Annotated in this window: 26 protein-coding genes and 3 pseudogenes; 24 read left to right on the top strand and 5 right to left on the bottom strand. The window is 36.5% G+C overall.

Features of this window, described 5'->3' with window-relative positions; genetic code table 11:
• Nucleotides 1–350: 350 nt before the first annotated feature.
• Entirely contained in the window at nt 351–875 is a 525-nt protein-coding gene (locus tag J7I90_RS19535) for a GNAT family N-acetyltransferase (protein ID WP_214773385.1), read from the top strand.
• Between the two features lie 156 nt (nt 876–1,031).
• Nucleotides 1,032–2,123: a GerAB/ArcD/ProY family transporter gene (locus J7I90_RS19530; protein WP_214773384.1), complete on the top strand. Its 1,092-nt coding sequence runs from the start codon at nt 1,032–1,034 to the stop codon at nt 2,121–2,123.
• Between the two features lie 207 nt (nt 2,124–2,330).
• Here J7I90_RS19530 and J7I90_RS19525 read toward each other — a convergent pair whose 3' ends face one another.
• Nucleotides 2,331–2,468, bottom strand: a complete 138-nt coding sequence (locus J7I90_RS19525) for an anti-repressor SinI family protein (protein WP_214773383.1) — start codon at nt 2,466–2,468, stop codon at nt 2,331–2,333.
• A 655-nt stretch (nt 2,469–3,123) separates the two neighbouring features.
• On the opposite strand from J7I90_RS19525, the gene J7I90_RS19520 reads away from it, so the two are divergent.
• Nucleotides 3,124–3,369 carry an AbrB/MazE/SpoVT family DNA-binding domain-containing protein gene (locus J7I90_RS19520; protein ID WP_048689328.1) on the top strand — a complete coding sequence of 82 codons (246 nt, stop codon included), beginning with the start codon at nt 3,124–3,126 and terminating at the stop codon, nt 3,367–3,369.
• A gap of 1 nt (nt 3,370) precedes the next feature.
• Complete coding sequence (locus J7I90_RS19515) at nt 3,371–3,772, top strand: type II toxin-antitoxin system death-on-curing family toxin (protein WP_214747070.1); 402 nt, start codon at nt 3,371–3,373, stop codon at nt 3,770–3,772.
• 344 nt (nt 3,773–4,116) lie between these two features.
• Here J7I90_RS19515 and J7I90_RS19510 read toward each other — a convergent pair whose 3' ends face one another.
• Nucleotides 4,117–5,262 (bottom strand): tyrosine-type recombinase/integrase, encoded by a 1,146-nt coding sequence (locus tag J7I90_RS19510; protein WP_214773382.1) that lies wholly within the window; start codon nt 5,260–5,262, stop codon nt 4,117–4,119.
• 357 nt (nt 5,263–5,619) lie between these two features.
• On the opposite strand from J7I90_RS19510, the gene J7I90_RS19505 reads away from it, so the two are divergent.
• The 13 genes and pseudogenes from J7I90_RS19505 to J7I90_RS19450 all read left to right on the top strand — a co-directional run bounded on the left by J7I90_RS19505 (nt 5,620) and on the right by J7I90_RS19450 (nt 17,992).
• On the top strand, nt 5,620–6,870 hold the full coding sequence (locus J7I90_RS19505; protein ID WP_251025380.1) for a helix-turn-helix domain-containing protein: 1,251 nt from the start codon (nt 5,620–5,622) through the stop codon (nt 6,868–6,870).
• Between the two features lie 157 nt (nt 6,871–7,027).
• Nucleotides 7,028–7,237 (top strand): stage II sporulation protein P, encoded by a 210-nt coding sequence (locus J7I90_RS28165; protein ID WP_214773387.1) that lies wholly within the window; start codon nt 7,028–7,030, stop codon nt 7,235–7,237.
• Between the two features lie 276 nt (nt 7,238–7,513).
• Nucleotides 7,514–8,290, top strand: coding sequence for a Kiwa anti-phage protein KwaB-like domain-containing protein (locus J7I90_RS19495; protein WP_214773381.1), 777 nt, complete (start codon nt 7,514–7,516; stop codon nt 8,288–8,290).
• A 363-nt stretch (nt 8,291–8,653) separates the two neighbouring features.
• The gene (locus tag J7I90_RS19490) at nt 8,654–9,028 is read left to right on the top strand and encodes a hypothetical protein (protein WP_214773380.1); all 375 of its coding nucleotides are present in this window, start codon (nt 8,654–8,656) and stop codon (nt 9,026–9,028) included.
• Between the two features lie 56 nt (nt 9,029–9,084).
• Nucleotides 9,085–9,209 (top strand): annotated as a pseudogene (locus J7I90_RS28160) (hypothetical protein); the annotation flags it as partial.
• 823 nt (nt 9,210–10,032) lie between these two features.
• A complete protein-coding gene (locus tag J7I90_RS19485; protein WP_214773379.1) occupies nt 10,033–10,236 on the top strand; it encodes a cold-shock protein in 204 nt (67 codons plus the stop codon).
• A 526-nt stretch (nt 10,237–10,762) separates the two neighbouring features.
• Entirely contained in the window at nt 10,763–10,924 is a 162-nt protein-coding gene (locus J7I90_RS19480; protein ID WP_214773378.1) for a hypothetical protein, read from the top strand.
• A gap of 490 nt (nt 10,925–11,414) precedes the next feature.
• On the top strand, nt 11,415–12,185 hold the full coding sequence (locus J7I90_RS19475) for an aminoglycoside phosphotransferase family protein (RefSeq protein WP_214773377.1): 771 nt from the start codon (nt 11,415–11,417) through the stop codon (nt 12,183–12,185).
• Nucleotides 12,172–12,312, top strand: a complete 141-nt coding sequence (locus J7I90_RS19470; RefSeq protein WP_214773376.1) for a hypothetical protein — start codon at nt 12,172–12,174, stop codon at nt 12,310–12,312. The genes J7I90_RS19475 and J7I90_RS19470 overlap by 14 nt, the downstream gene beginning before the upstream one ends.
• Before the next feature lie 414 nt (nt 12,313–12,726).
• Nucleotides 12,727–14,250 (top strand): NADH dehydrogenase subunit 5, encoded by a 1,524-nt coding sequence (locus J7I90_RS19465; RefSeq protein WP_214773375.1) that lies wholly within the window; start codon nt 12,727–12,729, stop codon nt 14,248–14,250.
• Complete coding sequence (locus J7I90_RS19460; RefSeq protein WP_214773374.1) at nt 14,247–16,859, top strand: DUF2309 domain-containing protein; 2,613 nt, start codon at nt 14,247–14,249, stop codon at nt 16,857–16,859. The genes J7I90_RS19465 and J7I90_RS19460 overlap by 4 nt, the downstream gene beginning before the upstream one ends.
• Before the next feature lie 175 nt (nt 16,860–17,034).
• Nucleotides 17,035–17,400, top strand: a complete 366-nt coding sequence (locus J7I90_RS19455) for a Na-translocating system protein MpsC family protein (RefSeq protein ID WP_214773386.1) — start codon at nt 17,035–17,037, stop codon at nt 17,398–17,400.
• Between the two features lie 97 nt (nt 17,401–17,497).
• Nucleotides 17,498–17,992 carry a carbonic anhydrase gene (locus J7I90_RS19450; RefSeq protein ID WP_214773373.1) on the top strand — a complete coding sequence of 165 codons (495 nt, stop codon included), beginning with the start codon at nt 17,498–17,500 and terminating at the stop codon, nt 17,990–17,992.
• Between the two features lie 136 nt (nt 17,993–18,128).
• Here J7I90_RS19450 and J7I90_RS19445 read toward each other — a convergent pair.
• Nucleotides 18,129–18,362, bottom strand: a pseudogene (locus J7I90_RS19445) (homogentisate 1,2-dioxygenase); the annotation flags it as partial.
• A 193-nt stretch (nt 18,363–18,555) separates the two neighbouring features.
• Nucleotides 18,556–19,008, bottom strand: coding sequence for a DinB family protein (locus tag J7I90_RS19440; protein WP_214773372.1), 453 nt, complete (start codon nt 19,006–19,008; stop codon nt 18,556–18,558).
• Nucleotides 19,009–19,610: 602 nt separating this feature from the next.
• Here J7I90_RS19440 and J7I90_RS19435 point away from each other — a divergent pair.
• Nucleotides 19,611–19,787: a hypothetical protein gene (locus tag J7I90_RS19435; protein WP_214773371.1), complete on the top strand. Its 177-nt coding sequence runs from the start codon at nt 19,611–19,613 to the stop codon at nt 19,785–19,787.
• Nucleotides 19,788–20,490: 703 nt separating this feature from the next.
• Nucleotides 20,491–20,988, top strand: a complete 498-nt coding sequence (locus J7I90_RS19430; protein WP_214773370.1) for a hypothetical protein — start codon at nt 20,491–20,493, stop codon at nt 20,986–20,988.
• A 162-nt stretch (nt 20,989–21,150) separates the two neighbouring features.
• On the opposite strand, the gene J7I90_RS19425 is transcribed toward J7I90_RS19430, so the two are convergent.
• Nucleotides 21,151–21,600, bottom strand: coding sequence for a DUF1569 domain-containing protein (locus tag J7I90_RS19425; RefSeq protein WP_214773369.1), 450 nt, complete (start codon nt 21,598–21,600; stop codon nt 21,151–21,153).
• A 246-nt stretch (nt 21,601–21,846) separates the two neighbouring features.
• Between J7I90_RS19425 and J7I90_RS19420 the strand changes: the two genes are divergently transcribed.
• From J7I90_RS19420 to J7I90_RS19400, 5 genes and pseudogenes are all read left to right on the top strand, one after another.
• Nucleotides 21,847–22,005, top strand: coding sequence for a hypothetical protein (locus J7I90_RS19420; protein WP_214773368.1), 159 nt, complete (start codon nt 21,847–21,849; stop codon nt 22,003–22,005).
• 722 nt (nt 22,006–22,727) lie between these two features.
• Complete coding sequence (locus tag J7I90_RS19415; protein ID WP_214773367.1) at nt 22,728–22,928, top strand: alpha/beta-type small acid-soluble spore protein; 201 nt, start codon at nt 22,728–22,730, stop codon at nt 22,926–22,928.
• Nucleotides 22,929–23,225: 297 nt separating this feature from the next.
• Entirely contained in the window at nt 23,226–24,521 is a 1,296-nt protein-coding gene (locus J7I90_RS19410; protein WP_214773366.1) for an IS110 family RNA-guided transposase, read from the top strand.
• A gap of 208 nt (nt 24,522–24,729) precedes the next feature.
• The gene (locus J7I90_RS19405) at nt 24,730–24,957 is read left to right on the top strand and encodes a hypothetical protein (RefSeq protein ID WP_214773365.1); all 228 of its coding nucleotides are present in this window, start codon (nt 24,730–24,732) and stop codon (nt 24,955–24,957) included.
• 105 nt (nt 24,958–25,062) lie between these two features.
• Nucleotides 25,063–26,337, top strand: a pseudogene (locus J7I90_RS19400) (IS110 family RNA-guided transposase).
• Nucleotides 26,338–26,743: the final 406 nt, after the last annotated feature.

The following is a 26,743-nucleotide window of genomic DNA, read 5'->3' as shown; positions in this document are numbered from 1 at the left end:
TTTGTATACGTACTAGCAGTACACTAAATGGTTCTTCCATACTGTCACAACCAGTTTCTTATACAGGGTATCTTCCTTAAGATCCACCAAAAAAAGTTCAGCCTGGTTGTATTGTTATTATCCATTATCGTCAAGGGGTTAATGGGTTAGACTCTATTTTGAGTTTAGATTTTCGTAGTAGATGGTGGCGGCGAGGAGCGCCGCCATAGGAGTTTCTTATGGAACTAAAGGGGCAGGTTAGCTCAAGAAGGATATTAGTAGCGATAAATAGAATGCTTTATTCAAACTTAATTGTATAGAAAAACTCTTCTATACAAAATTTCATGCAAAATAAAGGGAGGGAGTAGTTAATGAATATTCGTATTTTAAAAGAGTCCGATGCCCATTTATACCAGGAAGTGCGATTGAATGCATTGAAAATTAACCCAGAAGCATTTGGTTCAACATATGAGAGAGAGGTGGGATTTTCATTAGAAACGGTAAAGGAGAGAATTAAACCAATAAGGGACAAGTACATTTTAGGTGCTTTTGATAATAGAGAATCTTTAGTTGGAATTGTTACTTTTATACGTGAAAACAATCTCAAAACCAGACATAAAGGGAATGTTTTTGGAATGTACATAGCTCCAGGCAATCGAGGTCAGGGTTTAGGAAAATCATTAATGAATGAACTTATAAGTAGGGCGAAGAATTCTGATGGATTGGAACAAATAAATTTAACTGTTGTATCTGGTAATGACTCCGCAAAGAAACTATATAAGTCTTTGGGATTTGAGGTCTATGGTACAGAACGAAATGCCTTAAAGTATAATGGGCACTATTTTGATGAGGATTTGATGGTTCTAACGTTAGCTGTAGATCAGAGCTGTCTTTAAGGCAGCTTTTTCTTTATGAAACTAAAGAGGCAGGTTAGTTCATCAAGCGTAGTTTAGTCATACTGTGTACTTTAAGTTTGTATCTTTATGAATAAATTTCACTTGTAAAAGCCAGATTATAAAAATGAGAAATATGGGTGATAATGAGGGTCCTATATGAACCAAGCTAGTGTTAATGATAAGTATAAGGTCGCGCCTTTCTATGTGTTTTTTTTAGTGCATTCCCTGCAAACAGGATTAGGCGTGTTGAGTTTTCAAAGAAGTTTAGCTAAGGCGACGGGAACGGATGGCTGGATTTCCTTACTCCTAGCCGGACTCATTGTTCATATATTAATTTGGCTGATATATAAAATTTTCAGTCTTGTTCCTGGTGATATCATTTCTGCTAATAATCATGCATTTGGTAAATGGTTTGGGAATTTCTTCAGTCTCTTATTTATCCTTTACTTTTTTGTCCTTGGAATGACGGTCATAATCGGCTATATAAATGTCATACATATTTGGATGTTTGAAGAGGTACCTTCATGGGTATTTGCTATGGTTTTCCTGTTCCTGATTTATTATATTATTACGGGAGGGTTCCAAACCATTACGGGTGTTACCTTTTTAACTGTAATCGTTTCATACTGGCTGATATTTGTACCTTTTTATGGTTTTAAATACGCTGATTTTACACAATCCCTCCCTATTTTTGACCATACTTTATTGGAAATAATGAAAGGAACTATAAGTACTTCATTATCAATGATTGGTTTTGAAGTGATCCTGATGTATTATCCATTCATTCAAAATGGTGAAAAATCACAAAAGTATGCTCAAGGAGGAGCCTTGGCTACGACGTTATTGATGTTATTACTATATTTTACTTCGGAAGTCTTTTATTCAGAAAAACAGTTGGCTATTACTCTTTGGCCAACATTAACAATGACCAGTGTTATTGAATTGCCCTTCATTCAACGGTTCGAATACATAATGGTTTCTTGGTGGGCCATTGTTATTATCCCCAATATGGTCATTCCTATGTGGGCTGCCAGCAGGGGTTATAAGCGCTTATTTAATGTCCAGCAAAAGTACCCGTTATGGGTAATGTCCATACTCATATTACTTATCAATATATATTTTTTCGATGCCGATTCCTTATATATTTTATATAAAATAATCAATCCATACAGCGTGTGCTTCTTTGTTTTATACTTGCCTCTTCTTTTGGTGTTCATAAACATAAAAAAATTAAAGAAATCTTTATAACAAATTTCCATATTGTGAAGAGTGGAATAATTTTCAAAATAACATTTATTTTTTAAAAAATTGAGTTATGACACAAAACTTTAATCATCACAGTAAGTTTGTGTCAACTCTACAAATAAGTTCCTAGAACTCCTCAGTTAATTAAGTATTCAGACTACTAGAGCACTGAAAACACCGTTCTGATTATTCGAACGATGTAAAAAATAGTCAATTTTTATTGATTTTTGATCTTTCTTCCAAAAATCGTTTAAATTCCTCTTTTGTTATATTTGATTTCATTGCTATTTTTACTAACTCAACCCATTCTTCAGGAAGATCTTGATCATTATTTTCTTTTGCTGTCATGTTTATCCTCCTTTATTTAGAGCATGCTTTTCTTTACCAGTTATCCGTTTTATCTAATAATTGATCAATGTCAAATGTATCAAGATAGAATGGAATTGACTCTTAGCAATTTCTGCACTAGCGAAAAGTATATTATAGCCAAAACAATTCTCCTTCCTTTGTCACTTGCCCTTAAAACATTACGTTTAATAGTTAATTCTTTTGAGGGTATCATTATATAGTATACATTTGACATTCCTTTTACACTTATACAACTACTATTACACCTATTCCATACTGTTATAATTCCCTTCTCTTATCTTGAACTTTCTCCTTTAATGAACGGATGTATCAACCTATAATTTTTTATGAACTTTAGAGGTAAAAACATTGTGCAACGGCGAAACAATAAAGGGACGGTAGGGGAAACATTAAATAATCGTTGTAAATACCCCCTCAAATTTGGGTATCAGTGACAGACTATCATTGAAAAGTAGGTCCATGTCCTAGAAATAATGGAGGTTGTTCAGCTTGTAGAATAAGGTCGCTTTAAAGGTCTAAGCAAGCCTTTTCGAGTAATTAATAAAAGGTTTCAGATAAAAGTAGTATAAATCATAACGACCAATGTTATAATAGTAGTAACAATTATAACTTTCTTTTGAAGGAGGAATGTATATTGGCTATTAGGAAATTAACTAAAGTCGGCAATAGCTTGGGTATTACGTTCCCAGTTGAAATGTTGAAAACAGCAAATTTAGCTTTTGGAGACGAATTAGAGGTTGAGTTTAAGGGTGAAGAAATCATTTTAAGGAAAAATAAAAATGTGAAATTACCTAAAGGTGTAGATGCAGAATTTATGGAAATGTTATCAGACGTTATTAAAGAACATGACGAAGCATTTAAGGGATTGGTGGATAGATAATATGACGTTTGATATTATCTATCTTTCCACTAATCAAATTATTGCTATCAATGCCATTCAAATAAAAGTTTATTCTCCTACTGAACAAATCGGAGTGAAAGATCCCGGTCTCCTTGATTCTGCAGTAAACAGACCCAGACAAACTGTTTTCGAGAATGATGCTTACCCATCTATTCATGAAAAGGCTGCAGCCTTATTCGAATCCATTTCAAAAAATCATGCGTTCCACAACGCAAACAAAAGGACAGCACTCGCTTCCCTTATTATGTTTCTGAAGATTAATCATTATCAATGGATAATGGGAATAGAGGAAGAACAGGATTTTGTTGTAGATGTCGTCAACCATAAGTATGATTTTAAAGCTATCGCAGGAATTATCAAAGAGAACATAAAGGCTATATAAAAGGGATCAATATTCATAAATATTAAACGTTAATTTGGTCTACCGAAGGTTGGTCTTATATCATTAGAAAAACTAAAGATGGAGATATGTATTCACGTTAGGCTTAGGAATATGATTATTCAAAAAGAGGGGGGAACAAGTCATCCAGATGTCTTGTTCTCCCCTTTTAATCATACGTCTGAATATACTACTTGCAAGGTATGGAAGTATCTTTTATTAAATCTCGACCTTTTTTCACATCTTCAATATTTAACCATTTTCGAAACAGATTTTTTAAGAGCGCGCCACTCAAGGAGAGTTTAAAATTCAGCAAAAACTCCTCTGAATACGACGACTTTCTTCTATTATATATACTCCCCAAACACATCTGATTTCCACAAATGAATCGCATGGCGTTCTTTTTCAAAAACCTTCTCCAAATAAATTTCTGTAGTGGAGAGCTGCTCGTGGCCCAGACTCTTCATAATCTGATAGACGTCCACTCCATTTAAGTGAGAAATGATAGCAAAAGCATGCCTAAAGGTATGAGGACCAATGGAAGCAGAACGAAACTTCAAAAAGGGCAATCCACTCTCTTTAATGGCTTTTGTGATGTATTGAGACAAATATGAGGGAGAGTAGGCACGGCCGGTATTGGTCGTAAAGAGCGGTTCGCCTCCTTCTGCTGTCTCTAAATCGTCTATTCCTCTAGCTGAACGGAACAGTCGAATGCTAATCATTCCTTTTTCTTTCAATGGGATTTGCCTTCTTTTATTCCCTTTACCTAGGACCTCTAAAAAATACGTGCTAGTAATGGAATCATATTGAAGATCCTTGACTCGGAGTCTTGTAAACTCTTCATTACGCATGCCTGTCATCGTTAGGATATGAATAATCGAAAAAACGATGGGGTGGTTGATTTCCCTGAAGTAATCAAGCAGCTGAATGACTTCCTTTGGTCCCAAATCACGGTTCGGCCGATCATCTTTACGAATATTGACCTTAAAGAAACCTTCATGAATGGGTTCCTTGATATAGCCTGATTTGAACAGGAATTTCAAAAAACTTTTAATGATGGTTGTCTTTCTGGATAAGGCGGCAACGGAATACGCTCCTTTTGTTAAGACATAGGGGCTTTTTTCCGATAACCATTCCTGATATCTTCGAATGTGCCGGGTAGAGAGAGATTTAAAGAGTGAACCCTCCACCACTTTTTCCAAGTCTATATTGATTTCGACCGAATAGATGAGTAATTGCTCAATAAATTGAAGAAGTTCACGCTCATAGGCTTGGGTGGTGCGGGCAGACTTTTCATGTTGCCGTTTTAAATGTTCTCGCCTATGAAGAAACCACTGTATCATGTCTAGATCGCTAAAATCGGAAAACGGTTCTTGCCCATTCTTTTCTGTCGTATCTAGTCGTTCTTGTAGCGTATGGATCGAAATGTCTGAAAGGTTCTTTTTCCATGCACGGCTCTGAAGCTCTTTCGTTTTTCCCATCAGTTCATGCATACCTGTATCCCTCACTTTTATAAATCAACTATTGATAAGATAACGTCTATATTTAATACATACCCTTTAATGAATCCTACTTACATTATAACAAATGACAAGAGGTAATTAATTATAAAAAACCTAAATAAATCCTCCATTTATTTAGGTCAACCATAATTAGTATATAATTAGATTTTAAAATTATAATAATATTATAGGATTCAAATATTAAATATATAATGATAATATAAAAGGAAATTAGAATTATACTTATTTAAGTCAATGCTATATATTATAATAGATATATAAATGAATAGTTAATCCTGAGATATATATACATATAGCAATAAAATAAAAAGGGTGAAGAGACAAATCATGAAAAAACTAAACCATGTAAAAAAAATGCAGACAGCCTCTTATGAAGTGGGGGAAACGGTATATGTTCTCCAAACTTGTACGGAAGAAGAAGACCCAGAGAGTTTTTACTACTTTAAACAATTTGAAAAAAAAGAAGGCGTGATTTTGGAAGTGATCGAACACCCCCGTCTCCAATATCGGGTGAAATTGGGCCAGGCGGAAGCGGTCTTGTATCATGAGGAATTGACGAATGGCAACCAGTGGGATGTTCCCATAACAGGAACGGATACTCCAGAAGGGTGGGAGGCGAATAAAGTGGAATGGTATACCCAAAAAGAAGTAGCAGACTTATTAGGCGTATCCAAGGCAACGGTCTACCATTATGGAAAGCAGAAGAAAATCATGAAAATTCTGGACCCACATCGATTACATAAAGAGGCCCGTTATGAAAAAGCAGAAGTGGATCGATTAGTTTATGAAAAGCAATCTTTACCTACTGGCATGAGTCCCAATGAGGTTGCAAAGAAATTGGGATTATCTGTACAAAGTATATATAAGTATATACAAGATGGTTCGATAAAAGCTAAGGCTGTCCCTTATGGTGATGAAAGAATCACGTATGTAATTTCGGAAACAGCCTATCAGGAAGCAGAAAAATCACTCAAACCATCAGAAACTCAGCGACCAAAAAAATATGAATATTATGATTCAAAAAATGACATTGCTTTGTATCAAAGATTTCATTCGTCTAAAATACTAGAGGCACGTGTGGTTCGTAATGAAGAAAATGTATTTGGTTTCTATCTACCCAATATCCAAAAGTGGTTGACGTATGAAGAAGGAATGAAAACTTATACTTTAAAGCCATCATACTCGATCCACCAACCTACTTTGGATTATAAAGGCTATGTTGAGCTTCAGGTACCAAAAAACGAAGTTGTATTTTATCCCTTCATTGACTATTTATATGAAATATGGGGAGTGGAAAACATTCGAGTTAGAGAACAAAATGACACTGTCTTATTCTACGTCAGAGCCGGGGAAAAGCCGTTAATATCCGAGGTGTTCGGTATTGCTGATATTTTACCGTATTTAACCAATGGAGAAATGCACCATGAAGATGATACTTTGATATTACGTAGTCCAAATAAAAAAACTAGTTTTGAATTACCTATCGAATTGTTAGAAGCAATTTCAGATTTAGCTGAACAAGAAGGGATTAGTATCAGTAAATGGGTTGAGCAAAAATTATCGTCGATAACAAAATAACTATATAAAATTTTTTTATGGGATTTGGGCACGTTCTAAGACCTTAATATGCTTAGTGAGCGGGTTTTAGCCAATCTTTGGGGGATTTTTATACTAGGACTGACGCCATGAGGTACTTATATTGGGCAGCCCCCAAGATTAACCAAGGAGTAGCGTTATTGCTTCAGTTACAATAATTGCTTGGATTTCCCTTTTTGGAGAAAATCAGTACATTTTAAAGTCTTATCATAAAGGAATTTATGCCATTTCTAAAAACAATGAGGAAAGCATAACTGCTTCAAATAAAAATCCTTCTGTATTTATTTACCACACCCATACCACGGAATCCTTTACGCCGTTACTTAAAAATAAAGACTTAGATGAATAAACATTGCTAAATAACTAATTATTAAAGAGGGGTAAGTTCGTTGACCCAGATTGAGATGTCTAGTGAAATTCCGTAACTATTCAAGGAAGGGTTTACTGCTTATTCCCTCTTATGTTGAGGCGTCTATCCATCGGGTAGGCGTTTTTATGTTTCTTGAAAACCTGCATGGAGCCATACAAGTTCGCAACAAGTAAACGTTCTAAATTTGTCTTGTGTTTAGTTTGCAGGAAAATAGTCCCTTTTGTCGAATTGTGCGGTAAAAGGAGCTGGTGATAAATGGATATAGTGAATTTAGTAAACATCCTTAACGGATTAAATGATCAGGATTTAGATATGAGGTTGTATTTTACACGTAAAAGACCTAACCGTAGATATCATTCTTATTCACCAACAATTCATCCGGATTTACAAATAGAAATAAAGGATATTGTTAAATCTGCAGTAGAAAGAATACAGGAAGTTGAACAACGTCCATTTAGTCCGATCGGCACAATCAAAGGGTGCATTGAAACGTATACTCCCAATGAAGTGACTAGCTTTAATGATATACTAGAAAGCCTTAATGAGGACTTTGTAAATCGTCAAGAAGTTCCACCTGAAGAAGTAGGGAAGTTAACTTTTTATTGTTTGAAAATAATAACTGATGAAGGCGATATCCTTTTTTTTAGAAGAGTAACAAAGTTTAACAGATTAAAAGGTGGTTTTTTTGGTAAATTCACTAATGGAGATTTTCAAAAGTTAGATGACACATTGCTCGGTATAGATCCAAATGTGGACATTGTTATTTTTGGTGAAGAGATGTTAATTTTAAATCACATTTCCCTAGAAAGAATCTTCTCTATCCAAGATCAATATCATGAAAAGGCTAATCAGACACTTGACCTTGTGAGTAGAACAAACCGTATTACAAATTTCGAACAATTTCGAGAAGACTGTTTGTCAGACGGAAGGGTAACAAGAGCGTTAACTAAATTGGCAATGAAGAGAATAGAATGCACCAAGTATTTGAGAACTTTGAAAATGTTATCCAAGTTATTGATATTTTTGGTTTGAATATAGAGTTAGAAGACGAAAATACAAGATTGGTATATGAGGATAAATCACAGATGTTAGATATAACCAGGCTTATGGGAGATTCATTTTATAGAACATGGATTAATAACCGTGATGGATTTGATGAAGGAGTTTAAGGAGAAGGAAGCGTGAATATCAATGATTACAGTCCTATTCCGTATAGGTTTATATGTATCATCCTTTTTTCCTCTATACGTTTTACTCATCGTTGATAACTATAAATATTTTACTAGCTGGAAGAAACTTAAAGATATTTTTTTGTTTAATAATTTTCTTCCATCCATTTTTAGTTATGTATTAACTATCTTAATTGTTCTTTCATTTGTATCACTTTTCATTATTTTGAGAATAAGCTTAAATGAAAAGCATCAATTTGTAGGTATATATAATACCGAAGATAATTTATTAAGTTATATTGTAACATACTTAGTACCTATTTTGTCAATAGATATAACAAAAGCTAACAGCCTTTTAGTTAATTTAGGTTTATTTTCATTATTAGGGTTTATATATGTGAAAAATAGTTTAGTCTATTTAAATCCACTATTTTTGTTTTTTAAATACAATGTCTTCCTGACTGAAAAAAATGAGGTTTTAATATCTGATTTTGATATATATGACCTTAAAAATATAGAAGGGGAAAGAGTAAGGACAAGGGTACTTAGCTATAAAATATATTTAGTAAGAAAAAAGGATTCGATACCAAGAAATCATTAAGCATCCATAAAATTACGATTTAATTGATTAAGAAAGTAATGAAACGTGATTGACGAACAAAAGTATCACGCTCTGCTCTCAAAACGCAGCCTCTGTTGCTGCTCTGTTTTTAACAACAGAAGCAGTTGTTGCTAACAAACCAGAACCTGCAGGTGCAGGCAGAATGGGCAACATGATTTAATTAACCTGATGTTATAAAGTGATTTTTAATCCCTTATATTTCGTGAGGGTATATGAGTTACCTTAAATAACATATAAATAATGCAAAAATCGAGGATGTTTCCAAAAGGTTGAATAACTTTTGTGAATCATCCTTTTTCACTATTCCATTAAAGGGCCAGATTGTTGAGTAAAGGAAAGGTTGATTTATGTTAAACTAAAACGTAGGTAGAATTAGTTAATGTAGTAAAAAATAGTAAACTATAGAGTTTTAATCTAGGTTTCTAATGAAAGGTGGGCATATAAGACGGAATGCTACCCCTTTAGTTCGAATAAAAAAAGCTTCCATCATGGCAGCTAGATCTTAAACTCTTGCACCCGTTAGCCACCCATGCAGTGCAAACTCAGCGCTGCACCACAGAGAATGAAAGTGGGTTAGGCAGTCTATACTGTTTTAATAATGCTGGTGAAGAAGGTCTTTGAACTATGGGCCATAGAGCCTATCCGTTAGTCTGGCTCCAACGACCAAGGTGTTCCGACGAATGTCGCACCGTTTAGGGTTAGCACTTATGGGAGATTAATCCTTTTTCTGCTTGTTGCGCAAGCATCGACTTCCCAAAGAGTCATGTTTTCTTGTTTTAAAATTCATATTGCTCTTCTTTTTCTTTGCGAATTTTCACTAAAAATTCCAATGATTTGCAATTTTTTTCGTTTCCTGCTATGATAAAGAAGAATTATTTTTGTTCGGTGTAAAGGATAGTATGAATATCGACTTTTCGTCTTAATACTCACTTTGGGCAAGGATAGTAACACAATGTGTGGTAACGCACTAGGAGGCAACAAAAATGGAAAAAGGTACAGTTAAATGGTTTAATGCAGAAAAAGGTTTTGGCTTTATCGAACGTGAAAATGGAGACGATGTATTCGTACACTTCTCTGCAATCCAAAGTGAAGGCTTCAAATCTTTAGACGAAGGTCAAAATGTTACGTTTGACGTTGAGCAAGGTGCTCGTGGAGCTCAAGCTGCTAACGTTCAAAAAGCTGCTTAATCTTAAATCGATTATACAAACGGGCTCTTTACATAGAGCCTGTTTTTTTTATGCTCTCTGTATAATATTCAATAAAAAACCCTACTCAACGTTCGAGTAGGGAGATGGTAAAGGTAATGTAAAAAGATTTAAAGCTTCAAAGGTTTGTTTACAGTATAACATACTGGATTGACAATATGCGGAAGGTATAGTTATTTATTTTTCGAATACAACTACATTTTATTCTTTCTTATTTCACTAACTTGCCTTTTAATTCCATAAGAAAGGGAGCTGCCACAGCAACTCCATATCCTAAACAAACCACACCCGTTGGGTGAATAGCTTTATCGCTTATGATTACAATAAAAAGTGAAGTATTAACGCATTCTCACACACAATACGTTTTTAACTTTGTAAATCATTGTTCTTTGAAAAGTAAACTGGACAGCTGTAAAGGTATGGCGGGATATCTCGTGTGGTTCTTCGTTTACTTTTCATGGAATAATGAATCAGGCTAGAAAAGTGTAAAAAAAGAAAAAGGTACCTAGTGACTGTTGAAGGTAATGGTGAAATTCATCAAGTGGTAATCATTGCCGAGGATTTAGAAATGATGTATTGGGAAGTTCACAGACTTTATGGATACCTATTGAAAGATAAAGATGGGAAAGATATTGGAAAAATTTCATTTGAAGAAACTATATTAACTTGAATATCGAAGGCACTCAAATTTGGTGTCTTTTTTTGTTAACCTTTTTACTTCAGTACCGTCAGATCCCATAATTTCTATGTCCCCTTAAAATTCAATTATCCTCTTTATGAAAAAAAGAAAATGTGAGACAAAATCACAGGTTCATATTCATTTTAACCTTTATTGTATCAGCAGCCTAGTTTTATTTCTATATTTTACGATTTCCTTATTAAGCTAACCTGCTCCGTTACTTCAATAAGAAAAAAAGAGCCTGCCGCCGCAAACTCTTCTTTAACTCAAGCACCATTAGTTTAAGTACAATATTATACCGCCATAATATACATTGATTAAATGCCAGAAACAGCTAATTTTCATTATTTGGCTCTCGAATTAAACAACTTTATTATTCTTCAAGAGATCCAATTTAACATAGTACAACTAGTTTATTAAATAACTTTAGTATCATTACACAGTTTGTTTAATTACTGAATTGAGAAAGTACGGTGTAGAAATGAACACACAATTACGTGAAAATATTGAGAGGATAATAGGTGAAATAAATAAAGTTAACTTACTGGCTGAACAAGGTTGTACCTCTGATGTACGTCAAATCAATACGGAGGATGGTTCGTACCTAATTAAAAGTTCATTTAAAGAAAAATATCGTGAATGGTTAAAAGCAGAGGCAATGGTGTTAAAAAAGTTGAATAACAAAAAGTTGATTCGAGTTCCCAGTTATTATGGTTATATCGAGGATAACGATAGTAGTCATTTAATAATGTCGTTTGAGAACGGAATCACTTTAACATCTGCTTTAAAACAAGCGAAGAATATTGAGGACAAGAAAGCGTTAATTAGAAGTTTTGGACACTTTCTTCATCAGCTTCACGAGACTGATACAATTGATTTACTGAGTCAAAAAATTGATTGGTTAGATAAGCAGTTGGTGAAGGCTGAAAGTTATGTAAAACATGGACAAACAGAAGGTAGTCAACAACTTCTTGAGAAATTAAAGTCAAATAAACCATTACCAGTAAAACAAACAATAATTCATGGAGATTGTACAACTGACAATGTTCTTGTGATAGATGGAGAAGTGAGAATATTTATTGATGTATCAGGAATGACAGTTGGTGACCCTCGGTATGATGAATCCTTAGCAATTAGAAGTTTTATAAATAATGATGAGTACAGAAAGTCTTTTTATGAAGGCTATACACGTTATAGAGTATCTAAGAATGAGTTTCAATATTTTGATGAAGGACTATATGAATTTTTTTAATTTCACCTTGTTCCAGAAACGGGGGCTTTTCTTCAATAAAGCTGATGAAGATCAGCTTAAGAACGATCTTCAACAATCGGGCGCGATGGAAATGAGGTTCTCGTTCCTTGAAATTCACGATAAGTAAGTTTGGAGCAAATTTTAACTTGACAGAATGTATGATAAATAGTAACATTACCATCATAAATAAATTGTTTAATTGATTCTCTAAATAAATAGATTACTTTAGCATAAGGTTAATAACGATCTATTGGCACGATGAAAAAGTAAATCTATAATAATGAGGGTAAACTGTAAATATACTTCCTTATTGGAAGGAAGAAAGATTATATAATTAGGTAGACGATTAAAAGGCCTGATTGGGCCCGTTAAAAGTAAACCGACAATTTTCAAAGTTTAATGGTTTTGACCATTATGCTTAAAAATTGTCGGTTTTTTGTTTTTGAAAATAAACAGAAAGGAATGGGTGTAATGAAGGAAATAGTCAGAATCATCTTTTCGGAATGTGGGTTTCTTCCATCCATTGATAGGGGGAAGTAGAATGTTAATTTCTCTGCCAGAAATATTTTTCGTATTGCTTGCAATATCGGTGTTCAGCGCGCTATTGCTGTTATATCCAAGGGTTCCGCTGTCTTTTGTGCGGTTTCATGTCGGTATCACATTGTTGCCCCCGATTGCTGCCCTGCTGGCCCTTGTAACGACCAAGGAGACCATGATTTATGGCCCTTGGCGGTTTGATTCTTTATCATGGCTGCTGGCATTGTTTGTTCTAACCATTGGTTTTATCGTGCAGCGCTATTCTGTTCGTTACTTACTCGGTGATCGTGCCTATCGAAAATATTTTGCCCTACTGACTATTACTACTACTGTTGATTCAGGTGCCTGGCTGAGTAATGATCTTCGCCTGTTGCTGGTTTGCTGGGGGGTTACACTCCTGGGACTGACACTGCTTATAAGATTAAAAAAAGAGTGGAGTGTGGCTAGAAACGCAGCTAAGCAATCTGGCCGTCTATTTGCACTAGGCTGGTTTTTCCTAATGGGAGCTGTCATATGGGTAACCCAAGCCACAGGGCAATGGGAGTTATCGCTCATCCTCACCAAAAGTAGTCTTGCACAGCTTGATTCATGGGAAAGGACTTGTATTAATCTTCTGCTAATCCTGGCTGTCGTGATTCCAGCAGCACAATGGCCTTTTCAACGCTGGCTGTTAGATTCAGTAGTGGTTCCAACTCCTGTATCCGCGGTAATGCATGCGGGATTAGTGAATGCAGGCGGAATTATCCTGACTCGGTTCTCACCGCTTTTTACCGGAGATATAGCTCAACTTGTTTTGCTTCTATTGTCCAGTGTTTCAGTCATCATAGGGACCGGAATTATGTTGGTTCACGTTGATTATAAACGGCAGCTGGTAGGGTCTACGATTGCTCAGATGGGGTTCATGTTAATCCAATGTGCATTAGGTGCATATTTGGCAGCCATTATCCACGCTGTTTTACATGGTCTATTCAAATCAACCCTTTTCTTACAGTCAGGCTCTGCGCTTCATCACGACGCGGTGCCTGACTCTGGGACGCACCAGCCAGCGTCATTATTATGGACCATCACTGGCGGTATTTTAGGCCTCATGGTCGCACTAGTTATTTGGCTGTCTTCTCCTGGAGAGAGTTATCAATTGATAAGCGCTCTTACGTTAGGATGGTCGGTTTCTTTGGCCTGGACTAAGCTCGTGGCTTTTGGGTACGGACGTGTTGGGCGTATTGCAGGATTTTCTCTGATTACTGCAGCGGCAGTTGTATACAGTTTGGTACATGATATTTTTTATGATGTGTTACAGGATTCAATCCCAAAAGGAATTCAAGCACAGGCACCGGCGGCCATTTTGCTCTTGATTATCCTATTGGCCGGAAGTACTGCAGGTGTTTGGCTGGCTCGTCATCGTTCATCAACTGCCTATGCTGTCATTTATCTTTGGCTTGTACGATTGGGTGAGCCTCAAAATGATTTGGTCGAAAGTCATCCTAAGTATTTGACAAAATCATTCTTTGGAGGAGGTCATTTACGATGAATACAACAATAGCAAAAACATTACATTGGGGAAATCTGCCCGATATCATTGATTTTGATCTTATTGACTTGGTGAAATCCGCCAGCAGCGTCATTGCACCGCTTGGGCCAATTACCACGTTTGCAGCACGCAACCCCTGGATAGGCTTAGAGGGACAACCCTTTGAAAAAACAGCACGGTGGCTTAAGGATACTTGTGATGTAGATATTTACCCCAATGATTCCGTATTTCTGTCTGCACGGAATCGAGGCCAGATTCATCAGGATTTATTAGAAAAAGGACTTCAACAGTGGTTAAACTCACAATCTTTGGAGCTGCCGCGTGAGGCAGCAGAGCGATTCTGCCGGACTGCACTTTTACAGACTCAACCATCTTCCAGCGTTTTGGAAGCACCTGAGATAAAAAGTATTGCAAGAAAACTTAACCGTTTTGCATCGCAAATGATTGAAAAACACTCGGTTAAAACTTATAGCCAGCGCTTGGAACAGCTGGGAAGGGTGAATGCAGCTCACGAACTTAACCGCCATATGATCAAGTGGTGTAAATTGTTTTTGAATGAGTCCCAGGCTGTCTGGTCTATGCCCAATCGAGAAGAAGGTTTTTATCATGCGTGGCGGAAACTAGTCAGGCATGATCCGGCACTTAGCCGTAAGATACGTAAACAACTAAGTGAGCTGCCGGAAGAAGCTGATGCTGCCTTAATGGAAGTTTTGCTCGAACTCGAAATTCCTTTTTCAGAAATTCAAGACTATTTTAAGGCACATTTCCTTGCTTTACCAGGCTGGGGTGGTATGATGCTTTGGCGCTCACAGCAATCAATTGAAGAAAGTTCACTGCTTTTTGATTATTTAGCTGTTCGAATTTGTCTGGAATGGGCCTTAGTTAAACCCTCTCTTCCCTTACCTGAAAAAAGGAAAGAAAAAGTTCATTTAGAACCATTGATTGCAGTTTGGGCCGAATGGGGAAACCTGCCAATTGATGCTTGGTCACAATTATCTTCTACAGAAATAAAGGCACGTTTGACTCTTGCTTATCGTTTTGATAAGATTCTACGCAATCAGCTTTGGCTTGAAGCCTGGGAAAAAACATATGAAGACCAATTAAAGAAAATGATTACACGCCAACAGCCTGCTGGAGCTGCTGAAAACGTAAAACCTGCACTCGCCCAATTTGTATTTTGTATTGATGTGCGATCAGAGCTTTTTCGCCGAAAGCTTGAAACAGCAGGTGATTTTGAGACTTTTGGAACAGCAGGCTTTTTCGGATTACCGATTGAAACCTGCGAGCTTGGCAGTAATCACACGCATAACTCTTTGCCGGTAATGTTTAAACCGCAATACAGCATAAAAGAGTTTTCACAGGATTCTGAATCCTATCAACAAAGGCATCAAGCGGCCAGCTCACTAGGTGATACGTTTAAAACAATGAAACATAATCTGGTTTCCAGTCTAGTGCTACCGGAGATTAGCGGTCCCTGGCTAAGTCTACAAACGCTGGCTCGCAGCTTTGTTCCGCGAAGTGCAGGGCGGACATTAAGCAAACTGTTCGAAACATGGCTGCATAAACCATCCACGGAACTCTCGCTTGACCATACGGATACATTGGAAACAGGTTTGCCAATTGGCTTTTCGGTGAAAGAAAAAGTACACTATGTACGTCAAGCTCTAAAAATGATGGGGCTGACCGATCACTTTGCACCACTAGTGGTTATTTGCGGACATGGAAGTCATAGCACGAACAATCCATATAGTTCCGCACTCGACTGTGGCGCTTGCGGAGGGGCATCAAGTGGATTCAACGCGCGGGTGCTGGCAGCCTTATGTAATCTTCCAAACGTAAGGAAGAGCCTTGAAAAAGAGGGAATTATGATTCCGAAAGATACCGTTTTTGCAGCTGCCGAGCATATTACCACACTTGATGAATTGCGCTGGATTTATGTTCCAGAACTGTCAGAAGAAGCTAAAGAAACATTTCTTCGTGTTCAAGCCGCGTTGCCAAAGGTCCGTGAGAAAGCCACTGCCGAGCGGGTTGTACACTTGCCAAATATTGGAAATAATTTCAAGAATCCGACGACTGAGGCGCAGCGTCTTTCAGAAGATTGGAGTGAGGTGCGTCCGGAATGGGGCTTGGCGCGTAACGCCGCATTTATCATTGGGGAACGCCGGCTGACACAAGGCTGCAATCTGGGCGGAAGAGTTTTCCTCAATAATTATAAATGGAAGAAGGATAAAAACGGTGCTATCCTGGCCAATATTATTTCAGGACCGGCAACGGTAGCTCAATGGATTAACCTGCAATATTATGCATCTACTGTGGCACCTCATTATTATGGTAGTGGGAATAAAACAACCCAAACCGTCACAGCCGGTCTCGGAGTCATGCAGGGGAACGCCAGTGACTTATTAACTGGACTTCCCTGGCAGTCTGTAATGAAATCGGATGAAGAGGCATATCATGAGCCACTGCGTTTACTGGTGGTCATCCAAGCACCGAGGGAGTATGTGAAACGGATACTGAACCACGATCATGCCTTTCAGCAAAAAGTGAAAAACGGATGGATTCGGCTTGCGTCCATTGATCCGGAAGGACACTGGGAGAGTTGGTCTTAACCTCTTTCCCAGATTTATATATACTTGTGTAAAGGCTGCTTTCTTTCTGGTTTTATAGCAATGGTACGTAGCTTTCAGAAAGAAAGTCATCACAATGGGCAGTAAAGATTATTTTTAGAATATTATAGGAAGTTTATCTATGAATGTAACTTTGAATAAAGGAAAAGGATTCGGTATGGATAAATCAAAAGGAACGATTGAAGCTGAGATTAGCAAAGCTTTAACACATTGGGAGAAAAATTATCTTGGAAGAGGTTCTGTATCTGTTAAATCAGATATCATACGGAATATGGTGATTGTGATACTGAGCGGAATATTAACTGCTGCTGAATATACAGTATGTCTGGATAAAGAAGGATTGTTATCAGTAAAAGAACATCGCAATAGTTTAGTGGAATCCGGTCTGGGTGATTTAAAGGAAATTATCTTAACGATAACAGGGGAAGAAGTAGTAAGTTTTCACACCGATCTTAGTACACAAACTGGAGAACGAGTAATGGTCTTTAAGCTTTCCAGTGACCTGCAAAGCAAATTATGTTAAAAACAAAGGATATGTTCGGACTCGCGCATTTTTCATATAAGAAAGAGTCGGGAAACTTATTTGGAACAAAATTCAAAACATTTATGGGGTGAATTTGATGTCTAGAGATGAAAAGAAAAAAGTACTATTTGTGATTGGAATGGAGCAGAAATTAGAACGATTCATTAAAGAAGAAACCAATGTCAATCCAGAAAACATGATCATTTTACAAACATATCAGCCAGTCGTTTCATACCCCTTCGACGATTTAATGAGGGACATCATTATTGCTGTGTATCAGGATAATGTTGAAGAAATTGTTGTGGTTTCCACTAATGATTATCAAAAGAATACTGGGGATATAATGAACAAAATATATAAAAACAAAGAATTACAGGACAAGATTCAAACATTAGATTATCTTTTTGAAAATTGCATGCCGGAATTTCCTGAGGGTACGGTAAGTGTATGGCTACATGGAGACAAAACTTTAACGGATAGCGTACAAAAAACTGTCAACATCATACGCAATCATCCGCTGCTGCCGTCACAGGTTAAGGTCAAAGAATTATATATTGATCAGGGGAATGAAGAGCTATCAGAAATTTTCTAAGAAACTATTGCTTATGTATATAATGAAATAAAAGTCTTAATTCCTTCAATTATAGGGATTAAGACTTTTTGTTTTGTAGTTTAATTATTGTTACAGTAATTAAACTATTATTGAATTTATTTTGATAGCCAGCTGCTCATACTAACTCATGTGCCTTTTTCATGAATACAGCGGTCTGAATGTATCGACCATAACAGCAAGTTCCCGTGTTTTTTTTTCCTATACTTGCTTCAATTTTTCCTGGATGTGGTAGACCGCTTGGATGAAGGGTAATCGATCCCTCTTCAATACCGTGGCGACTCATAAAGTCACCGTCCACATAATAAAGTACTTCATTACTGTCCACATTGCTGTGTACATAGGCGGCAGGCCTGTAATCTCCTGTAGGTCTTCCTCATTGATCTCCAATTTCCGTTCAATGAAACCTTCATTTTTTGGAAAAGGCCGCATTTTTCATCCGAAGAATGCGGCAATCATGCTTTTGAAAATAAACATCTTTATTGTCATTAATCAATTTGCTCATTCCCGAAAGTCCTCAATATTAATTCTTTACTCCTATATGTTCAATGAATGACGCGCTTCATCGCTTGAATTCGTCCCAAATGGTTTGCTTTGTGCAGTAACGGCATACCGGCTAATTCTCCAAAGGTTTTAAGTCCCATAAATGGTTTTTCCAGCGTTTCATTTAATCGTTCAGCAGGAATTTGTTGAGGACGAACTAACTGATCTTTCAACTGTATAACAAGCTCATCTACGGTAGGTACATCGTCTTTCCAATCAGCCGGCTTTGTGCCGTTCCCAAATAATTTGATATAGTTTGCCGGAAGATGGGTCGTTTTGTGGGGGAAGCCGAACATAAACTGTTCAGTAACCGTTAATACATGGCCGATATGCCATTGAATCGTGTTGTTAAAACCATCTAGCTGTACATTTGCTATTTCCTTCGAAACTGATTCTACATTTTTAATAAAATAACCTCTTGTCATCCCAAATTGTTTGAACACTAAGTTAGTCATACCTTTTTCCCCCTTTCAAATATCAAAAATTCCATAATGCACATATAGATGGATTAGGTAGCATTAAGCCTTCTGAGTATAACGATGTATACAGCAGTGAGGATCGTACAGGTGTACTATATTTAAAAGGATAGTAATAAAGCTCATTTTTATCGTTTTGGGGTTAACCTACTCCGTTAGGTTGATGGGCATGTTGTAGGACCCCTATATGAGTTCTTTTAATGTTATTTGTTTTTTAACAAACGGGCGCTTTCTCGTAGGAAGGTGTCTTTATTAGTTATCAATGAGAACTTAATAAGGAATCTGTTTGTTATTACTTATTAGACAATTAATACGTAATAAATAGGAAAGCTCTTAAAAAAAGCGTGAGATACCATGCTTCTCTGACTGTCGACAAATTCAAAAAATTCGGATTTTCTGACAGTCTTTTTTTGTATAATTTAGTTACAGAGGTGTAAATGGGGTGGATGAAATGTTAATCAAAACTAAACAGATGAATGGTGATCAAATAGAAATGATAGCTTTAGAACAACTTTTGCCAGCGGATCACTTAGTTCGAAAAGAAGCAAAGGTGTAGAGGACGTGGACTTAGCAAATGGTTAATGTGTGTAGTCATAGAACATCCTAAATTAAAAGGAACAAGTTTCCAACTTGCTACAAAGGATGCTCATTCTCTTTATAATCAATATGGTTTTAAGCCATTAGGACAAATTGAAAATAGAATGGCTAAACCTCTTAATTGGGAAGCTGTATATGATGGTTATAAATTAAACAAATAATCACCCAGGCTTTATTAAACAATCGGGCGCGTTTGTGGAATAACTCAATAGCTACTTGCTAACGATCCGTTTATTAGAAAAAAAACCTGGGCACCAAAAAGGTGCCGAATGGGTGCCGAAAACGATATTATTTTATATTGTTGAGTGAATATTTTAGTGGGGAACGAATGTTTTGTTGTATGCTTTAATTAAGGTTAGATTGTATGATGTTCTCATGTAAAACTCCACAATCTATGGGCGGCATGATGTAATTAAGTGTTATAAATCCTGATATGAATGGGTTTATAAGCTTGATTTAATTCATAAGTGTCCGAAAAAGTGACCGATAAAACCTGGAAAGATAAGAAGAGAGGTCTTTCATTAAGTTATTGAACTTAATGGAGGCCTCTTTTTTTTGTTTATTTTATAGGATAGATAAGAAATGATTTTAATCAAACTTTATTATATTTTACAAAGCTACACAAATAGCTCTGGTAAGTATTCTACTTATATTTGTTTGATCAGATTGATGTGCAGATATAATAAAGTTGTTTTATTTACAATAAAGTCATTTAAAAAATAATAAATTTGTTTAATTCTTAAAGAACTAACGGGGCAGGTTAGTTAAAAAAGAGAATAATTGTCTCTAAAGAATGATTGACGATTATTTGCTACACTCTGTATAGGAGATAGCAAGTTAGGATGGATAGATTGGAGTGGTTTAATGTTAAAAAGATATAGATGGTGGATTGGTGCATTAGTTTTTTCGATAGTAGGATTCTTTTTTTATGACTTACTAAGTGAAGATAAACAAACGGTTGAGGAATTTGCAAATGAGTTTTACTCCTACACACTTCCAACCAAGACAAAGATTATTGAAAAAGGGTTCGACTATGGAGTTTCATATGGTGGTGGACCTTGGGGGAGTGGAGGTCAACCTACTGCGGTTGCTTATATGAAGTTATCTTCTGAACCCAGCGAAAAAGAGTTGTTGGACTACTTTGAAATTGACAATAATAAACCCTTAAGAGGTTTTGAAATTTACTTTAAGGGGGACGAAGAGATTAAAAAAACTTTTGATGGAAAGCACAGTTGGTATGAAGGAAAAATTCCATCCAATCCCAGCAAGGAAAGTAATAAAGGGGAACCCATTGAATTTATAGTACAAAAAAGAACAGTATTTGATTCTCCTTTGGGAGAGTTTGTTGACGTTTTTCATTAGAAGGGAGTCTTAAGGGAACTAGATAATCAACTAACGGGGGCAGGTTAGTTCAATAAGAAAACCAGTCAATTTATTAATGGTTGAAGCTCAAACCTTATTATCCAATCCAATTTTACCGGATCGTTGATCTAAGGATATACGTCCATAATTAAATTCCCGTAACTAAACCCCAAACTGTTTTAAATGATGGTCAAGATGCTTATAAATTCCATGTCCCCATTGCTCGGAAGAAAGTTTTCCGAAAAAAGGATGTGGGTGACTTGTACAAGCCTCTGGTCCATTCTTTTGGAAGGTTGTAATTTTTTCTTTCAATCTTTCTCTTTCTATTTCAAAATCTTTTTTATCGGTTATTAAAATGGTTGGAATAGTAGACATATTATGTGGTAGGGGCTTGTCATTATAAAACATGGTTTTTGCAAACCGACCTACTAATAGCCCTAACCAACCTCTTGGAGGCATAGAATAGCCCATAGCAATGTCTTGGAAGGATGAGCAATGAGCTAACATTTGTGCGACATCCATTTTTCCCCATAATGGTTTTGAATTTGCGCTTAAGTTGTCGATACGTTTTAAAATTTCTTCTGTATACAAGACCTCAAAAATATTATTCATTAGAAAAACTCCTCTAATTTTGTTGATTTAAAACAGTAATTGATTATTTAATGTATATTCAACGTCAACATTATTTTATCCTTCTAAGCTAAAGGGGGACTGTTCCAGGTGGGTTGAAGTCCTGTTGGTTGAGCTAATATGAAGAGACAGTTTAGTTTAGTTCATTAACTTCCAGTTGTTAAGAAACTTTCACTTGTGTCTATTCGTATAGTTATTTAATCATTATGAAAAATGGGGGGGAGGAGTTTGGTTTCAAAAAGGGAAATTACTTTAAGAAAAGTGCTAAATATATATGGGGTTTTCGCTGTTCTTGCATTAATATTATCAATTTTTACGACTCCTATTTCTATAAACGAAAACATGCAACTTTTTTACAATGAAGATTTAAATATGGAAGCGAAATAGGTAAAGGAGTTCTTATTCTTTATTTTTGGTTCTGCTTTAGTTTACTTTTCCTTAGTAAATCTTTATTACAAATATATGAAGTGATAGAGATTCTCTAACTAACGGGTGCTTTACTTCATTGACCAGGAGCTGATCAGCAGCTCCTTTTTGTATAAAAACACCTTTAGTAAAAAAGCCATGCTAAAATAAACCCTCCATATTCTCATTTTTTTAAGGGCGTAAATGTACTATTTCGTTATTTTAACTGGTTATGCAGTTTGTTGTTCAGATGGAGCGAAAAAACATAAACTGAGGTTGCTTTAATGCATGATACATGGATTTATAATCATTTCATCAATACAGCGTTCTTCCCTATTTTATTAGTAATAATTTTTACAGCTATCTTTATTTACTTGTTATCTAAAAGTAAAAACAATCCGTAAACTTATTCCCCTACTATAGTTGTCTCTTTTATAACAACTATAGTAGGGGAATTCCTAACGTCACAGTATGTGTCTGATGTGTAGCATAAACCTTTTAAGGGCAATATAATATTACGAGCAAGGATCTTAGTCACCAATTGCACTTCCACCAGCGATCCTTGCTCATTGCTTCATTTCAATTACAAAAGTTTTTATACCACTGAGACATTTTTTTCTTGATAACAATAATTTTATTTCTTTTTACATAAATTACTGATCTAAACAAATCCTAATATCAATAAATATTAGGAGGTGAAAACGATGGCACGTAACAACAGTAATCAATTAATAGTTAATGGTGCTGAGCAAGCTTTACAACAAATGAAGAATGAAATCGCATCTGAATTCGGCGTACAACTTGGTGCTGACACAACATCAAGAGCTAATGGTTCTGTAGGTGGAGAAATCACTAAACGATTAGTCCAAATGGCTGAACAACAATTAGGCGGAAAACAGTTCTAATAATTTACTTAGAAATGAGGGAGTAGTGGGCTACACTACTTCCTTTTTTTATTATTTTTACACTTCCTTTCCACTGCACAGTTTGTGTCAACTCTACAATAATCCTTAATAACGGGTGCATTAGCTAAAGATCAGAGCTGTCTTTGAGGTAGCTTTTTCTTTATGCAACTATCGGGGCAGCATTCCTGTAATCAGTGAAATTGAAGTTTGAACAAAAAAATAACCTCTTGGTAGAATGAGAGAGTCCTGAAGCTCGGCGAAGAAAAGGACAAAACTCAAATACCAGGAGGCTTTAAAATGAATTATAACCAAAATAAGAAAATTGCTCAAATTACCTCTCAAACCCTTATTGTAGGGGTGGATATTGCTAAATTCAAGCATCTGGCACGTGCTCAAGACTTTAGAGGAATGGAGTTTGGATCACCTTGTTATTTTGAGAATACAAAAGAGGGATTCGAGCATTTTCTTAATTGGATTATGGAAATCAAGAAAGAACAATGTATGGAGAATGTGATAGTTGGGATGGAACCGACAGGGCATTATTGGTTCAACCTAGCTCATATGTTAAAAGAAAATGAAATTAAGTTTGTAGCTGTAAACCCTTTGCACGTCAAGAAAAGCAAGGAGCTTGATGATAATTCTCCTACTAAAAATGATGTGAAAGATGCTAAAGTCATTGCACAGTTGGTCAAAGACGGAAGATACGCCGAACCTACGATACCACAAGGAGTTTATGCCGAACTACGAGTGGCGAAGAAAATTCGTGATCTTTTAACAGAGGATCTTCAGACGGTCCAAGGCCAGGTCCATAACTGGATTGATCGGTACTTTCCAGAATTTCTAACGGTATTTAAGAAGTGGGAGGGAAAAGCAGCATTACAATTCTTAAAGCTCTATGCTTTACCACATGAAATAGTAAATTTCACTGAACAAGAACTGTTAGCCCACTTAAGAAAAACCGTGACCCGAAGTGTAGGTCTAAGCAAAATTCGTAAGTTAAAGCAAGCAGCCAGTAAGTCCATCGGACTTCGACAAGGCTCCGAAATGGCAAAACTAGAGCTGAAAAAGCTTCTGGCTAAATATGAATTAATCCACTTAAAATTCGAAGAATTGGATACAAAAATAGATTGTTTACTTGATGAAATACCAGGTGTACCACAAATGTTAGCGATAAAAGGTGTTGGTAGAGACACTATTGCCGGCTTCTTTGCAGAAGTTGGTGACCTTAAGGAATATACTCATCCCAGACAAATTATTAAGCTGGCCGGCTTAAGCTTAAAAGAAAATACCTCTGGTAAGCATAAGGGGAAAACAACCATCACAAAGAGGGGACGGAAAAAGCTGCGAGCCCTGTTGTTCAGGGTTTGTATGATTCTGGTCGCCAAAAATTCAGCATTTAAGGCATTACATGCCTACTATACTCAACGTCCAGATAATCCATTAAAGAAGATGCAGTCCCTTATTGCTTTATGTAATAAACTGATCCGTATTTTCTTTAGCATGGGTAAAAAGCAATTTGAATTTAATGAAGAAAAGATGTTAAAGGATATTCCTCATATGCGAGTATCAAAGAAGGTGGAACTAGCAGCTTGATTCAGTTTTAGATTAGATAAAATAGTAGAGGCGAGTTTTCTTGGTTAAGTATATTTGGGTATCATTTGAAGCACGGATTAGTCGGCAAAGCAACTAAATTACGGGCAAGGACCCTGTGGGGCAGCATGGCTGACATCCACCTCATGGAAAGGTTGGACGAAGGAATTTGAGAGCGAAGACTCTGTGAGGCATGGGAGGGTTGACCTCCATGAGAAATGTGGACATCCACCAGTGCAATCATAATTTAACTCATTCACCAATTTATGTAAGTGGTTGGTTAGTGGGCTATAAATCTTTTTTCTCCAAAGGTCTAATTTTAGCCATTCAAGTGATTTTTCCCCAACTATTAAGTGATTACCGGCAGGTAAACTACTATGAAAATCTAAGAAAAACGGAGATATCGAGAGGTTTTGCTTTCTTTATTGAGGGAGTTTAGCATTCCTGTAGTTCGTTATTTTTGAACTTTGATAAAAATAGGGCTCCTCAGTAAGATATGAGTAAGACGCGACTCTAACTCAAAACCTTAGGAGGAACCCTTACTATGAAGTTTAAAATGCAGGACAAACAAAATCAACTAATAGAAAGAATTACTGATAAGCATCTCGTTGTTGGGGTGGATATTGCACAACAATTCCACGTAGCCAGAGCTGTCAATTTTCGTGGGATTGTAGTTGGCGATCCAATCACTTTTGAAAACAATGAAGAGGGTTTTGCGGAATTATTAAACTGGATATACAAGATTAAAAGAATACATAAACTTAAGGCGACCATGGTCGGTATGGAACCCACGGGACATTACTGGATCAACCTTTCAAAATGGCTAATTAAGCAAGATATTGAAGTAGTAACAGTTAATCCTCATTTGGTGAAAAGGAATAAAGAAAACCGCGATAATACCCAATCAAAGAGTGACAAGAAAGACGCCCTGGTAATAGCCGATATGGTGAAGAACGGATACTATGCCTTTGTCAGGAATACTTCTGAGTCATTTGAAAAACTTAGGGTTCTCATGTCAAACCGGGATGTAATTGTTAAAAGATTTGTAAGCTCTGTCAACCAATTAAATCGTTGGGTGGATATTGTTTTTCCAGAACTCAGACAGGTATTTAAAGACATTACTGCTAAAGGGGCAGTCGCTACACTACGGCTTTTTCCATCTCCAATGGAACTGGGTTCCATGAAGCCTGAAGAGATAGTTATCGGTTGGAAGTCACTCATGAAGAGGCAGCCTGGTTTAAAGAAAGCCTATTTACTTCTCAATGTTGCCAGAAAATCTGTTGGTACAAGACAAGCAATAGATGCATACAAACTCCATCTTGAACAATTACTCGAAGAGTATGACCTTGCGGTTCAACAACTTGAAAGAGTTGAACGGGCAATCAAAGATGAATTACCTAAAATACCTTTTGCAAATAAGTTACTTTTGATTTAAGGAATTAGTGAAATTTCATTAGCCGGTATTTTAGGGGAAGCAGGGGATTTAAGTGGTTTTTCCCACGGCAATTCATTGCTTCGCCACGCTGGGCTGCATCTCGCTGAAGCTAGTTCAGGGAAGTGGAAAGGGCAAATTATCATTTCTAAACGTGGAAGATCAAGGCTTAGGCGTTTCCTTTATTTAGCCACTATGAGCCTGGTTATGAACAACCCGGAATTTAAGGCCATCCACTCAAACAATGTTAAAGTCAAGAAAATGAAAAAGATGAAATCTATTATGAAATTGGTCGGTAAGTTGGCCAGGATTTTTGTTGGAATAGCACGCAAAAACGAATCGTATTGTGCCAAGAAAGTTCAACCATTAACGGAGTTGACAGCATAGTCTAACCAATTTTTCGTTCTCGAAGAGAACCCTTAAATCGAGTGTTGGCTTATTCGTAGGATTTCAAATATGTACGAGTACCAGATTTCTTCAACAAAAGGGCACTGACCCATCAGGTTAGCAAAACTGGCCTCCACCCCTTGGATAGGCATGACGAAGGAATGATAGGGCAAATGACCCGTTGAGACATGGGAGGGAAAGCCTCCAGGGGCGGCGTGGAGAATGTACATCATATGGAAATATATGGAGTTGTGTTTCGCTCCTTTATTTTGCCATGCCTTCCGAAGCCAAAATGAAATGATTTCAATCCATCTAATCAAGAAAGTAAATCCAAGGAGAATGAAATCCTACGAATAAGCGAGTATTCGTGAGAAAATAGTATTAAACTGAGGGAGTTGAAGAAGGA

Origin of the sequence: Bacillus sp. ISL-57 (genome assembly GCF_018613135.1) — a bacterium.
Lineage (GTDB): Bacteria > Bacillota > Bacilli > Bacillales > DSM-1321 > Peribacillus > Peribacillus frigoritolerans.
This window is presented reverse-complemented; position numbering and strand designations above follow the sequence as displayed.